Source organism: Lysinibacillus sp. (assembly GCF_032093475.1).
Classification (GTDB): Bacteria; Bacillota; Bacilli; order Bacillales_A; family Planococcaceae; genus Lysinibacillus; species Lysinibacillus irui.
In genome coordinates this window covers 11,326-23,900 of sequence record NZ_DAMDAY010000064.1, presented here as the reverse complement: position 1 = coordinate 23,900, position 12,575 = coordinate 11,326, and the positions used below count along the sequence as shown (strand labels likewise).

Genomic DNA, 12,575 nt, shown 5'->3' with positions numbered 1-12,575 from the left:
AATGTCTCAAAAAATGCAACGATCGTCAAGCAGGTTTATGAGGCTGGACACGAAATTGGTAGTCATACGTTAAGCCATAAGAAATTAACGACTTTATCTATAGCGGGTGTTAAACAAGAAGTCAATGGCTCAAGTAATGCCATTTATACGGCCATTGGGCAGTATCCTACCGTTTTTCGACCACCTTATGGAGCGACGAATGAGCAAGTCCGTTCCGTCATAACTATTCCGTCCATTTTATGGTCGATTGATACGCTGGATTGGAAGCACCACAATCCAGATAAGATTTTAGCTTCTGTTAAAGCATCTGTTAAAGATGGTAGCATTATTTTAATGCATGATATTCATCAAACGACAGCGAATGGTCTAGAAAATGTTATGCAATACTTACAAAAACAAGGCTACGACTTTGTAACGGTAAGTGAGATTTTACAATAATAGTAAAGCCGTGTAATAGTCTTGTAGAGACCTATACACGGCTTGTTGTTTATTTAAATAAATTAATCGTTGTAATAATAATAGGAATACCAAACACATCGATTAAAAATGCGCCGACAATTGGTACCACGAGAAAGGCCTTTTTAGATGGACCAAAACGTTGTACAACGGCTGACATATTAGCCATGGCATTTGGGGTTGCTCCTAAGCCATGTCCTGCAAAACCGGCAACCATTACAGCGGCATCGTAATTTTTGCCGAGTAATTTAAACAACACGAAAGTACTAAATACAACGATAAAGAATACTTGTGCAAAGACGATGATGAATAAAGGAAGAGCTAAATCAGCAATTTCCCATAATTTGATACTCATTAGCGCCATTGAAAGGAAAATACCTAATGTCACGTCCCCGATTAAGGAAATACTTTTCATATTAATGGCTTCAGGTTTGAATTTATCCATAATATTACGCACTAATACAGCGACAAACATAGCTCCGACATAACCTGGTAGGACGAACCCTGTTGCTTCTGAGAATAATGTCCCAACATATGTCCCAACAGCCATACAGAAAGTAATTAATAATACTTGTGTAAAGAACGATTCAGAAGTAATTTGTTCCTGTTTATTTTCATAGTCGATTTCTTCAGACTCTTGTTCATCCGGTGTTAAATTGTATTTACCTACTAGGTATTTTACAATTGGACCTCCGATTAAACCACCGGCAACTAAACCACATGTTGCGGCAGCAGCACCTATTGTCATGGCAGAAGAAATACCTAAATCCTCTAATGTTTGTCCAAATGCAGCGGCAGCCCCATGACCACCTTCCATTGAAACTGCGCCAGCCATCATTCCGATTAAAGGATGTATGCCCATGAGTGAGGCAAGAGAAACACCAATCACATTTTGCATTAAAGCGAGGAAGCCACATGCTAGCCAGTAAATAATAAGTAATTTACCACCGAGCTTCACTAGTTTAAAGCTTGCCCCTAATCCAATTGTAGTGAAGAATGTAATCATAAATAAGCTTTGTAATGAAGTATCAAGTGAAATTTCTATAACACCTGTTGTCTTTAAAATCGTTGCAAGGGCGGCAAATAGCAAGCCACCCACAACTGGTGCTGGAATACAGAAACGTTTTAAAAATCCTATTTTATTAATGAGAAAGCTACCCAATGCAAAGAGTGCAACGGCTAAAAACACAGTTGTAATTTGATTTATTTCGATCATGAGCCTTGCCCCCCAAGTAAGTTGTTTAATGCTTCATAGACAAAATATGCCCCTAGTTTTACAGTGCGACCATTTTCATCTAGTAACGGATTGACCTCACAAATATCAAATGAGTGTGTATGAGGATGTGCCGTTACTTTTTGTAGTAGTGAACGTACAGTGGATGGATCAAGTCCAAATGGTGAAGGAGCACTTACACCTGGAGCAAATGCTGCATTCAAGACATCCATACATAATGTTAAAAGAATATAATCATGCTGATCCATATAGTGTTGTAGGTCATCCATTAATTGCTGTTGGTTGGCTACGGTCATTTGATCTTCGTAAATATACTTCACATTTAATTCATCTGCTTTTTCGAATAATTCTCTTGTATTGCCGTAGCGTTGGATACCAACGACAAAATAATCGGTATGTGGATCCTGCTCTAAAATTTGACGGAACATGGTACCTGAAGAAGGTTGTTCATCGTATGGTCGTAAATCAAAGTGGGCATCGATATTGATGATACCAACCTTAGCCTCCTTTGGTAAGGCAGAGCGAACGCCTAAATAATGGCCATACAGTGTTTCATGTCCACCACCAAGCACCACACATTGTAAGTTCTTTTGCAATACGGTTCCGACAACTTCGCCAAGCTCATGCTGTGCTTCCTCTAAAGCATGATTGAGACAAACGACATTGCCGACATCGATAATTTGCTGCTCGTCCTCAAACGTCCACGGTAAGCTAGATAGCCCTTCTCGCAGTGCATTTGGGCCATTTGCAGCTCCTACACGACCTTGATTTCGACGTACCCCTTCATCACAGATAAACCCAACTAGTGCAGCACTTTTCTTCGCTGAAGCGCTTACATCATTAATCGCTAATCTTTGTACTTTTTGATGTAAACGAAAGCTACTTTTATTTGTCGTAGAATCTATACGGCCTTTCCATTGTTTTTGATCTGTTAGTGTATACATAACCTTATCAACCCCATTGCTAATATTATTGTAGAAAAAGTATTGTTGTAATTCATTATATATTCACATAATTATAATTACTAATATATAATTAATATTAATCTATAGCTTTTAGCTATAAATGAAGGGGGATTTTGCTTTTGGATATTAAACAATTACACTATTTTATTGCCGTTTCAGAACATATGAATTTCTCAAAAGCCGCGGAAAGACTGCATATTTCACAGCCATCATTAAGTAATGCCATCAAAAAATTAGAAGAGGAGATAGGATCACCTTTATTGGAGAGAAATACGAGAAATTTGCAGTTAACAGAAGCGGGTGAGGTGTTATTTGAACGTGCAAAAGTTATTGTAAAAAATATGGAAGTGCTAAAAATTGAAATGGATGAAGTCATTATCCACGGTACGAGGGAAATCACTATAGGTGTCATGGAATCTATTAAGCATTGGTTGCCTAAAGTTATTGCCAATTATAAAAAAGATTATCCAGAAATGATCATCCATTTAGTTGACATTTTAGGCAGTAAGCGTGTGAAAAAATCCTTAAAGAGCTATAAAACTCATTTAATCATTACCAATCAGTTGATGGATGATCCAGAGTTGGAAGTCAAAACCTTATATGAAGAGAGATTGGTTGCAGTGTTACCATTACACCACCCATTAGCCAAAAAAGAAAAAGTAACTATTTCTGATATAAGTGAAGAGCCATTTATTATTAGTACGGAAGGCTTTCAAACAAGACGTGATATTTTAGATACCTTTGAACAGGCAGGTAAAAATATTCATATTCAATTTGAAATTGAACGCTTTGAAACAGCTGTTTCCCTTGTCCGAGAAAATTTAGGAGTAACTATTTTACCGGAAAATTATTTACAAGGCCCGACAGCTAAAACCATTATAAAAAAAGAAATTGAAGGGGCAAATCTAAGTCGAAATGTTTATTTGGTGTATTTAAAAAAGCGTCATTTACCTTTGGCCATTCGTCAATTGTTGCAAGACATTTTGCAGTATTTTGAAACAAAGACAATATAGAAATAATTTTCTGTTATATTAGAAAATTCACGAAATAAAGCATTGCTTTACCAAAAATATAGCGGTAACATTTAATGTAAGAATGAAAATGAACATTCATTCATTTTATCAAAATTCAAGCAAAGGGGGTATCTTCCATGAATTTTTCTTATAGTGAAAAAGTGGTGGAGTTACAAGACAAGCTGACGAATTTTATGGAGCAATACATTTATCCAAATGAAGAAGTTTATACGGCACAGGTTGAAGCAATGGAGGATCGTTGGGGAGCGATTCCACCGATTATGGACGAGCTAAAGCAGAAGGCACAGCAGGCAGGATTATGGAATTTATTTTTACCAGATAGCGAATATGGGGCAGGTTTAACAAATTTAGAATACGCGCCTTTATGTGAAATTATGGGGCGTTCCCTTCTGGCACCAGAAGTTTTCAATTGTAATGCGCCTGACACAGGTAACATGGAGGTGCTTGTACGGTACGGCTCTGCCCAACAAAAAAAGCAATGGCTTGAACCGTTACTAAAAGGAGAAATTCGCTCTTGCTTTGCGATGACCGAGCCTGCTGTTGCATCCAGTGATGCTACGAATATTGAGGCAAGCATTGAGCGAGATGGGGATGAATACATTTTAAATGGCCATAAATGGTGGACAACAGGTGCTGGTGACCCACGCTGTAAAGTGGCCATTTTTATGGGAAAGCATAAAGATACAACAGCACCAATCCATGAGCAGCAGTCTATGATTCTAGTACCAATGGACACACCAGGGGTAAAAGTAGAGCGGATGCTGACGGCTTTTGGTTACGATCATGCGCCAGAGGGTCATGGTGAGGTGACATTTACGAATGTGCGTGTACCAGTAGACAATATTTTGTGGGGAGAAGGCAAAGGCTTTGCTATTGCTCAAGGTCGTCTTGGTCCAGGAAGAATACATCATTGTATGCGTCTAATTGGCGCAGCTGAACGTGCATTGGAGGAAATGTGTAGAAGGGTACAACAGCGACATGCCTTTCATCGCCCATTAGCAGATCAAGGGGTAATGCGTGAGCGTATTGCTGAATCTCGCATCGATATTGAACAGGCAAGACTTTTAACCTTAAAGGCAGCTTATATGATGGATACGGTGGGGAATAAAGAGGCGAAAGCAGAAATTGCGATGATTAAGGTGGTTGCACCTAATATGGCACTGCGCGTCATTGATCGAGCTATCCAAGCATTTGGCGCGGCAGGGGTCGGACCCGATACAACGCTTGCGGCACAGTGGGCGAATTCTCGCACATTGCGTTTAGCAGACGGACCAGATGAAGTACATCGAAATACTATTGCTAAGCTGGAATTAAAAAAACATGCGACTAAACAAGAGGAGCTGGTGAAATGACAGTACTTGAGTTATTTAGCTTACAAGGTAAAACAGCTATTGTAACAGGTGGTGGCCGTGGTCTTGGTGCGCAAATTGCCCAAGGATTTGCAGAGGCAGGGGCCAATGTAGTTCTATGCTCACGAAAAGTAGAAGCCTGTGAGGAGGTTGCCGCAGCACTTGAAACATTAGGTGTCCAAACATTAGCGTTAGCTTGTGATGTCACAAAGCCTGAGGATATTGCTAATGTGGTGGCTAAAACGATCACAACATTCGGTAAGATTGATATTTTAGTCAATAACAGTGGGGCATCTTGGGGCACACCTGCTATTGATATGCCTTATGAAGCCTGGCAAAAAGTATTTGATGTCAATGTTAATGGGACCTTTTTGATGAGTCAAGCAGTTGGCAAAATTATGTTAGAGCAAAAAAGCGGCAAAATCATTAATATTGCTTCGATTGCAGGACTGGGTGGTACCTTACCAGCCTTTATGGATACCATTGCCTATAATGCAAGTAAAGGGGCTGTTATCACATTAACGAAGGATTTAGCGGTCAAATGGGGACCACACGGTGTTCATGTCAATGCCCTTGCACCTGGGTTTTTCCCAACAAAAATGTCCAATGTTTTAATTGAACGTGGACAAGACTATTTGATGGGGGTTACACCTTTAAAACGTTTAGGCTCAGAAAATGATCTCAAGGGAGTAGCATTATTTTTAGCGGCCCCAGCTTCAGACTATGTAACAGGTGATGTCATTGTAGTAGATGGAGGCATGAGTTCCATTATATAAGGGGGAAAATAAAATGGATACAATGCAAGTAAGGGCAAGTGAGCGTCTAGATGCTGTTAAATTACAAGCCTTTTTAGCAAATCATTTTCCTGAACTTCCAAAGGGGAAACTGGAAATAACACAGTTTAGTGCAGGACATTCTAATTTAACGTATTGTTTAAAAATAGCTGATTTTGAAGTCGTTCTTCGTAGACCACCACTTGGACCAGTTGCCAAGAAGGCACATGATATGAAGCGAGAATTTACAATATTATCGGCATTGCATCCTTTCTTCAAAGCGGTTCCACAGCCGTATGTTTATGTGGAGGATTCCGATATTATTGGCAGTGATTTCTTTTTAATGGAGCGCAAAAGAGGTGTTGTCCTGGATACACATTTTCCAACAGGTACAGTACCTTCAGAGGAACTAGCTTGCCAGTTGTCTGAAATGATGGTCGACTCTTTAGTTGCACTTCATGCCATCCCTTATCAAGATACATCATTAAAGGATATGGTGAAGCCTGATGGATTTATGGAAAGACAAGTCCATGGCTGGATCGAGCGCTATGAAAGGGCGAAAACGGCAGAGATTGCCGAAGTAGCTACTTTGACAGAATGGTTAAAGAAACATGTTCCAAATAATAAAGAGGCAACAATTATTCATTATGATTATAAATTGAATAATGCCATGTTCTCTAATGATTATGCTGAAATGATTGGTCTATTCGATTGGGAAATGACGACGGTAGGGGATCCACTAGCAGATGTCGGCGTGGCGATGAGTTACTGGATGCAGGCGGATGACCCGAAAATGCTGTTACATGCACTTGGTGAACCACCTGTAACCATCATGCCAGGTTTTTATACACGACAGCAATTTATTGAACGCTACGCAGAGAAAAGCGGGCGAGACGTTTCAAACATTCAATATTACTGTACATTTGCTTATTTCAAATTAGCCGTCATTTGTCAGCAAATTTATTACCGCTATGTGAAAGGGCAAACACAGGATGATCGCTTTGCCCAAATGGATAAAATGGTGGCTGCATTAATTCAACAAGCCTCAGAATCGATATAAAGAATAGAAAAACGGTTACTTTTCACCAAAAGTAGCTGTTTTTTATAGGCATTTATAACAGATTATCCGACGCTATATTTTTTATCTATGTATGACTTCTCGCACGAAGACCTATTTACATAACCTAACATCGCCCGTAAAAAAATAAGAGAGAGCGAATGTGTGTTCTTATTTTATCATACATTTTCTCACTTATAAAGGGCTATGAGAAAGGCGGTGGCAAAACAAAAACAGGTTCATTCGAGAACCCGTTTAATATTATGACCATATTTGATCAAGCTTATCGCTGTAGAAGTGAATAGCTTTTTTATAATCGATTATACCTTGATGACTGGTTGTCCGTACTAATGTATTTAGCAATGTTTCCATTGATTTACTATGCTCGCCAAGATTATAGAGTGTCATGGCGTAAAAGACTTTGACATGCTCAGCTTCCGGAAATTCGTGCATGGCTTGTTCAAGTATCTGTTTTGCTTGTTCATATTGCCCTAGAGTACGATAGGTACTACCTAATCCGAGGTAGGCATCAACTAAAACATCAGGTTCAAGTCCTAATGCAATCGCCTTTTCATAGTGTGGAACTGCTTCCTTTTCTTTTCCTAAAGAATCGTATGTCCAGGCACATTGAAATTGATAGTAGCCATTTTCAGGGTTTCCCTTTAGTAGAGCTACCATTAATTGATTAGCTTCCTCAAGCTGGCCATTTTTTCTTAACGTAATAATAGGTTCTAATTGTTTATCCATTTTATTTAACTCCTTTGTTGTTTTCCCATTCATAAACATAGTTAGTAGCTAGAATATTTGGAGGTAGATAATCGAGGAATTGTTGACGAAAATCTAGCGCTAAATTAACAACGGTTTCATTTCCGATACTGGAACCATTAGAAAAAGCATGGACCGCTATTCCGGCATAGGCGCCCCCAAATGTTGTGATGAACTCTACATAATTAGTATGAGAAGGAATGCTTTCAGCCGCACCATTAGACTTTCCTTCATATACTTCCTCCTTTTGTTCATTATACATGATACTAATTGCTAGAAAGCGCTACAAATGGTATTGTTTGTGTAAAAGTACCATCTTTGAGGTGAATAGAATGCTAGATCGTTCAATGGAAAAGACACGGGAACACCAAGAGGAAAGGGCGTGATAGCACAAAAAAAGAAAAGAGGATACCAATATGACATATAATAAAATGGTTTGTGATGGATTTGAATTGAACTATTGTATAAAGGGGCATGGTCAGCCCATTCTAATTGTGGGTAGTAGTATTTATTATCCACGTCTGTTTTCACAGGAATTATCCCAACATTTTCAACTTATTTTTTTAGATCATCGAGGATTTGGGAAATCAACAAAACGACCTATGAAACAAGAAGATTATACTTTAGATAAAATAGTTGAAGATATTGAACAAGCTAGGCAAATACTAAAGCTGGATAATGTGATTATTTTAGGACATTCAGGTCACGCATTTATGGCGATGACGTATGCTATAGCCTATCCCCAGCATGTTGAAAAAGTCATCCTATTGAATACAGCCCCAACAAATAGCCAAGAGAGACAGCAGCAAAGCATTTCCTATTTTGAAACACATGCAAGTGCAGCGCGTAAAAAACAATTTGAGCAAGATATTGCTTTGTTGGAGCAGGATATTGAACAGGACCCCAAACGACGCTTTGTTCATATGTGTATTCGTATGGGGGCACATAGCTTCTATGATTATACTTTTAATGCCGCATCCATGTGGGAAGACGTTGATACGAATATGGAAATCATTGATTATCTTTGGGGTGTGGCTTTTGCCCAGCAGAATCTAAGTCAACTTGTACACCAATTCCATAAGCCAATCTTTGTAGGTTTAGGCAAGTATGATTACTTAGTTGCACCTGTAGCCTTATGGGAAACAGTAGATCAAGTTCCCCACGTAACGAAAGTCATTTTTGAAAAAAGCGGTCATAATCCAATGTTTGAAGAACCTGCGTATTTCGATGAACAACTTATACAATGGATCAAAAAAGAATAATTATGAGGGCTGGTTACGCTATATGGCGTATAACCGGCCTTATTCCTTATTATGTTTTGCAAAAAAGGCTACTTCCAAAAAGGCTACTTCCAAAAAGGGAAGAGCCAAAGAGTTATTTTGCTGTACAGCTTTTACGAATCGCTTCAATTTTACGGCAATCAATGATGACAGGCAGTCTATTTCCTTCGATTTGAAGGAAATTCCCACAGCAGTTTTGGGAATCGAAGTAGAGGAAATAAATACGTAAAAATCTTGTGCCATCAGATAGGAAAACATCTACTAATGTCCCTGGTTCGAAACATTCTAAATGATGACAGATACAATTTTCACAATGCTTTTTGCTCTGACCTTTCTCCTGGACTGTTTTTTCAAATTGAGGGCTATTATAATATTTGATTTTATAGGAATCTTCTTCAGCCAAATGATCATTGCCATCATATTGGCCTAAGTAATAGTTCTTTGATTCACAATAGCATTTAGCAAATTTATGATAATTATTAAATTCCCAATTTATTCGTGTTAAATATCTATTGTCATCCATTTCATACAACGCTCCTTTATGTCATTTATCTATTTCTAATCTATGTCATAGAGCCTTCTGGAAGATGGTAAAACGTCCATTTATCTGAAGATTAAAAGAAAAGACCAGACTCACAAATAGAGTCTAGTCATTTTTACTATAATCATCTTTCAATAGTCCATATATTTCTAAATCAACAACCCCTTTACCGGACCACACTGTAGCTTGTCGTAATAGACCTTCTTTTATAAAGCCATTTTTTAGCAGCACCTTTTTCGAAGGCTCGTTTAAAGGCATAACCTCTGCCTGGATTCGATGAACATGAACTTCCTCCAATAAAAATTTTACAACGATTTGAAGTGCCTCTGTTGCAATACCTTTTCCCCAAGATGTTTCAGCTAAATAGTAACCGATTGTCACCATATTTACTTTTTGATTAAAATCCATTGCTTCGATAATGCCAACTAATTTTTCGCGTTGAGATTTTTCAAAAATTCCCCATTTTATTCTGCTTTTCTTCATATAATCTCGTTCAAAATGGCCTATCATTTTTTGAACAGTTTGCAGGTTGTGTTTGGGGATAATTCCACAGTACTCAAAAACCTTATCATTATCATAAATAGCGAATATCTCTTGTATATGAATGTCTTCTATTTTTTTGAGTTCTAGATTTGTTGAGTCTAAGATTGGGAACTCATTAAATACTTTTTCAATTATCATGATGGTTGCTCCTTTAAGGGAATATAAATTTTCATGTTTAAAGCATGTGGATAGGTAGAGTGCATGACGTCAGTTACTTCAAAGTCAGGACCAGTATCTCGCTCATAATGAGAATGGGGAAGCCATACTCCATAAATGTAACGTCTCGTATTTTGTATTCCCTCTGCAGTACTAGTCAATGAAAACTCAGCATATTTACCAGCTGGAATTTCAAGATGAATAAAACCTTCCTCTACATGATCTTTAAATGCTTTAACTTCCTCTCCAACAATAAAGGAAAATTGCCCATCCTCCTGAAAGTGTGAAGAAATTCCATATGCTATATTAGGAGCAACTTTATAGGAAATGCGCTCATAATATTTTTGTTGACCAAAATTCAAATAAAAGCCTGAAATATCTCCATAATAGTGATCGTCTTGTAATGTTGTTTTGTATTCATAGCCCACGATTAGTTTTTTAGATAATTGAAGTATTTCTGGTCGCTGCATAGGGAGTTCTCCTTCCAATTTATAGTCCAAAAAGTTCATTTTGGCTTGAAGTGGTATGGAGTAGGCCCCTTTTCGATATTTAGCAGGTGTAATTCCGAAATACTGTACAAATGCCCTTGTGAATGCCTCTTGAGAACCATATTGAAAGTTGATTGCAATTTCAAGTATAGTTTGTGAGGTTGTTTTTAAGAGGAAAGCCGCTTCTGAAAGCCTCCTATTCCGAATATACTGCTGCACCGAAAAACCTGTAATGGCCTGAAAAAGTCTTTGGAAATGAAATGGTGAAAAGTAAGATTGGGAAGAAATAGCTGTAATCATTAACTTTTCCTGAAGGTTTTCCTCAATAAACTCTATGGCGTTTTGAATTCTTTCAAAATAATCCATACCATCATCCTTTCTTGCCTCTATATTACCGTTTATGGTGGATGAGCTTTTGATAATTTGTGCTATTTCGTACATTAAATTGTCATCAACTAGAAATCAATAGTAACATTGAGAAAATTAATTAATAAATGTATAATTTAACTAAATTTACAAGAAAGTGAGTGGTATATAATGAAAGTCAGCTCTGTATTTACACTAAATAACATGAAGGTGTGGGGGGATTAAAAATTTGATTCTTCCGCAACAATCGGAGGAGAAAAAATGTACAAAAATTACGGACCGTTAAGCACAGAGCTTTATGATTTTACAAAACCAGTAGGATACTCCCTTGGTGGGGATATTGAATATTATCTAGAACGATTGCAGGGTATTACAGGTAAGGTACTTGAAGCTGGAGTTGGCTCTGGTCGATTCTATATTCCTTTAAAGGAAAAAGGCATTGATATAGAGGGGATTGATTATTCTCCGGAAATGCTAGCTTCCTGTCGAAAACAATGTCTAGAAAGAGGGCTGACACCAGTGCTTTATGAGGGCAATGTCAGTAATTTTTCATTAAGTAGGCTATACGAGGCGATTGTTATGCCTACTGGCTCGTTCTGTTTAATCGAAAGTTATCAGGAGGCTGTTTCTGCGTTAACGTGTATGTATCAGCATCTAGTTCCTGGTGGACGGATTATCATTGATTTATTATTTCCGACAGACTGGAAAACGGGAGAAATGGCGACAACCTATTATCAAATTTCGGAAGATGAAGGAATTGCGCTTGAAAGAAAATCGATAGCCATGAACTGGGTGGAGCAGAAAACATTAACAGTATTAAAATATGAAAAATGGCGACAAGGAAAATTAGTGGATACGGAACTACAAAAGTTCCCATTGCGTTGGTATGGTGTAGAGGAATTTAAATTTCTATTACAAAGTATTGGTTTCACTACTATTACTTGTTCAGCAAACTACATGTATACTAAACAGCCAAGTCAAGAAACGTCACTCATGACATTTGAAGCTGTTCGCTAAAAACAAAATGACCAGTCATCGTAGCGACTGGTCATTTTTTATTGAGTTTTAATTTTGTTGCGGTACCTACTCCTTTTGTCTGGACATCGACTACAAGATTAACCTCTAGCTCTGGATAAAGAGTCGACCAATCTTTTTTTATTCGATTCCAAGCTTTATAATCCTCACGATGTAGTACTTCGCCAAATTTTAAAATATCAGCCTGATAGGTTTGTTGAATCGTTTGGATTGTGCGCTCTATACTTTCCTTAATTTGCTTGCTCGTTGCTTTATTTAGAGCATCGATGGTTTTGGGCTTGGTTAAATCTAGAGGGCAGCTTATTTCAGCGACGTTCTGTTCAATATCCAGTTGAATCGTAATCGAGGGAATGTCATGCTGAATACGTCCTGTCACTTTTGTTGAAGATTGAATAATTTCTGTCGATATTTTCCCTTGCTCAGGGCAGGCAAGCGTTTCAAAGGTACTCTTAATATTATTGTGTAAAAAGTTATAATTTCTGCTTTCTTCTTCTGTCAAAAAACCAATAAGCTTATAATTTTTAAAAACAGCC

Annotated in this window: 15 protein-coding genes; 7 read left to right on the top strand and 8 right to left on the bottom strand. The window is 37.9% G+C overall.

Annotated elements, in window-relative coordinates; genetic code table 11:
- On the top strand, positions 1-438 hold a 438-nt coding region (locus RT445_RS14030), incomplete at its 5' end, for a polysaccharide deacetylase family protein (protein ID WP_313470736.1).
- Between the two features lie 49 nt (positions 439-487).
- Here RT445_RS14030 and gltS read toward each other — a convergent pair.
- Positions 488-1,672: a sodium/glutamate symporter gene (gene gltS / locus RT445_RS14025; protein ID WP_274793359.1), complete on the bottom strand. Its 1,185-nt coding sequence runs from the start codon at positions 1,670-1,672 to the stop codon at positions 488-490.
- Positions 1,669-2,634: a formimidoylglutamase gene (gene hutG / locus RT445_RS14020; protein ID WP_274793358.1), complete on the bottom strand. Its 966-nt coding sequence runs from the start codon at positions 2,632-2,634 to the stop codon at positions 1,669-1,671. The genes gltS and hutG overlap by 4 nt, the downstream gene beginning before the upstream one ends.
- A gap of 140 nt (positions 2,635-2,774) precedes the next feature.
- On the opposite strand from hutG, the gene RT445_RS14015 reads away from it, so the two are divergent.
- The 4 genes from RT445_RS14015 to RT445_RS14000 all read left to right on the top strand — a co-directional run bounded on the left by RT445_RS14015 (position 2,775) and on the right by RT445_RS14000 (position 6,871).
- The gene (locus RT445_RS14015) at positions 2,775-3,668 is read left to right on the top strand and encodes a LysR family transcriptional regulator (protein ID WP_274793357.1); all 894 of its coding nucleotides are present in this window, start codon (positions 2,775-2,777) and stop codon (positions 3,666-3,668) included.
- 137 nt (positions 3,669-3,805) lie between these two features.
- The gene (locus RT445_RS14010) at positions 3,806-5,041 is read left to right on the top strand and encodes an acyl-CoA dehydrogenase family protein (protein ID WP_274793356.1); all 1,236 of its coding nucleotides are present in this window, start codon (positions 3,806-3,808) and stop codon (positions 5,039-5,041) included.
- Positions 5,038-5,814, top strand: coding sequence for an SDR family oxidoreductase (locus RT445_RS14005; protein WP_274793355.1), 777 nt, complete (start codon positions 5,038-5,040; stop codon positions 5,812-5,814). The genes RT445_RS14010 and RT445_RS14005 overlap by 4 nt, the downstream gene beginning before the upstream one ends.
- 13 nt (positions 5,815-5,827) lie before the next feature.
- Positions 5,828-6,871: a phosphotransferase family protein gene (locus RT445_RS14000; RefSeq protein ID WP_274793354.1), complete on the top strand. Its 1,044-nt coding sequence runs from the start codon at positions 5,828-5,830 to the stop codon at positions 6,869-6,871.
- Between the two features lie 258 nt (positions 6,872-7,129).
- Here RT445_RS14000 and RT445_RS13995 read toward each other — a convergent pair whose 3' ends face one another.
- Both RT445_RS13995 and RT445_RS13990 read right to left on the bottom strand, forming a co-directional pair.
- Positions 7,130-7,615 (bottom strand): tetratricopeptide repeat protein, encoded by a 486-nt coding sequence (locus tag RT445_RS13995; protein WP_274793353.1) that lies wholly within the window; start codon positions 7,613-7,615, stop codon positions 7,130-7,132.
- A 1-nt stretch (position 7,616) separates the two neighbouring features.
- Entirely contained in the window at positions 7,617-7,895 is a 279-nt protein-coding gene (locus RT445_RS13990) for a hypothetical protein (RefSeq protein WP_274793352.1), read from the bottom strand.
- Positions 7,896-8,049: 154 nt separating this feature from the next.
- Here RT445_RS13990 and RT445_RS13985 point away from each other — a divergent pair, with 154 nt between their 5' ends.
- On the top strand, positions 8,050-8,895 hold the full coding sequence (locus tag RT445_RS13985; RefSeq protein ID WP_274793351.1) for an alpha/beta fold hydrolase: 846 nt from the start codon (positions 8,050-8,052) through the stop codon (positions 8,893-8,895).
- A gap of 112 nt (positions 8,896-9,007) precedes the next feature.
- Here the strand turns inward: RT445_RS13985 and RT445_RS13980 are convergent, their stop codons facing one another.
- The 3 genes from RT445_RS13980 to RT445_RS13970 all read right to left on the bottom strand — a co-directional run bounded on the left by RT445_RS13980 (position 9,008) and on the right by RT445_RS13970 (position 11,007).
- Positions 9,008-9,436, bottom strand: coding sequence for a hypothetical protein (locus tag RT445_RS13980; protein ID WP_274793350.1), 429 nt, complete (start codon positions 9,434-9,436; stop codon positions 9,008-9,010).
- Between the two features lie 123 nt (positions 9,437-9,559).
- Positions 9,560-10,135, bottom strand: a complete 576-nt coding sequence (locus RT445_RS13975; protein ID WP_274793349.1) for a GNAT family N-acetyltransferase — start codon at positions 10,133-10,135, stop codon at positions 9,560-9,562.
- Positions 10,132-11,007 carry an AraC family transcriptional regulator gene (locus tag RT445_RS13970; RefSeq protein ID WP_274793348.1) on the bottom strand — a complete coding sequence of 292 codons (876 nt, stop codon included), beginning with the start codon at positions 11,005-11,007 and terminating at the stop codon, positions 10,132-10,134. The genes RT445_RS13975 and RT445_RS13970 overlap by 4 nt, the downstream gene beginning before the upstream one ends.
- Positions 11,008-11,268: 261 nt before the next feature.
- Here RT445_RS13970 and RT445_RS13965 point away from each other — a divergent pair, with 261 nt between their 5' ends.
- Entirely contained in the window at positions 11,269-12,024 is a 756-nt protein-coding gene (locus RT445_RS13965; RefSeq protein WP_274793347.1) for a class I SAM-dependent methyltransferase, read from the top strand.
- Positions 12,025-12,055: 31 nt separating this feature from the next.
- On the opposite strand, the gene RT445_RS13960 is transcribed toward RT445_RS13965, so the two are convergent.
- A partial coding sequence (locus RT445_RS13960; protein ID WP_313470733.1) for a Ger(x)C family spore germination C-terminal domain-containing protein occupies positions 12,056-12,575 on the bottom strand: 520 nt, incomplete at its 5' end.

What these genes read in the sequence shown, in the direction of transcription:
- gltS (WP_274793359.1), bottom strand. Translation starts at nt 1,672, where the DNA reads ATGATCGAAATAAATCAAATTACAACTGTGTTTTTAGCCGTTGCACTC.
- hutG (WP_274793358.1), bottom strand. Translation starts at nt 2,634, where the DNA reads ATGTATACACTAACAGATCAAAAACAATGGAAAGGCCGTATAGATTCT.
- RT445_RS14010 (WP_274793356.1), top strand. Translation starts at nt 3,806, where the DNA reads ATGAATTTTTCTTATAGTGAAAAAGTGGTGGAGTTACAAGACAAGCTG.
- RT445_RS14005 (WP_274793355.1), top strand. Translation starts at nt 5,038, where the DNA reads ATGACAGTACTTGAGTTATTTAGCTTACAAGGTAAAACAGCTATTGTA.
- RT445_RS14000 (WP_274793354.1), top strand. Translation starts at nt 5,828, where the DNA reads ATGGATACAATGCAAGTAAGGGCAAGTGAGCGTCTAGATGCTGTTAAA.
- RT445_RS13995 (WP_274793353.1), bottom strand. Translation starts at nt 7,615, where the DNA reads ATGGATAAACAATTAGAACCTATTATTACGTTAAGAAAAAATGGCCAG.
- RT445_RS13990 (WP_274793352.1), bottom strand. Translation starts at nt 7,895, where the DNA reads ATGTATAATGAACAAAAGGAGGAAGTATATGAAGGAAAGTCTAATGGT.
- RT445_RS13985 (WP_274793351.1), top strand. Translation starts at nt 8,050, where the DNA reads ATGACATATAATAAAATGGTTTGTGATGGATTTGAATTGAACTATTGT.
- RT445_RS13980 (WP_274793350.1), bottom strand. Translation starts at nt 9,436, where the DNA reads ATGGATGACAATAGATATTTAACACGAATAAATTGGGAATTTAATAAT.
- RT445_RS13975 (WP_274793349.1), bottom strand. Translation starts at nt 10,135, where the DNA reads ATGATAATTGAAAAAGTATTTAATGAGTTCCCAATCTTAGACTCAACA.
- RT445_RS13970 (WP_274793348.1), bottom strand. Translation starts at nt 11,007, where the DNA reads ATGGATTATTTTGAAAGAATTCAAAACGCCATAGAGTTTATTGAGGAA.
- RT445_RS13965 (WP_274793347.1), top strand. Translation starts at nt 11,269, where the DNA reads ATGTACAAAAATTACGGACCGTTAAGCACAGAGCTTTATGATTTTACA.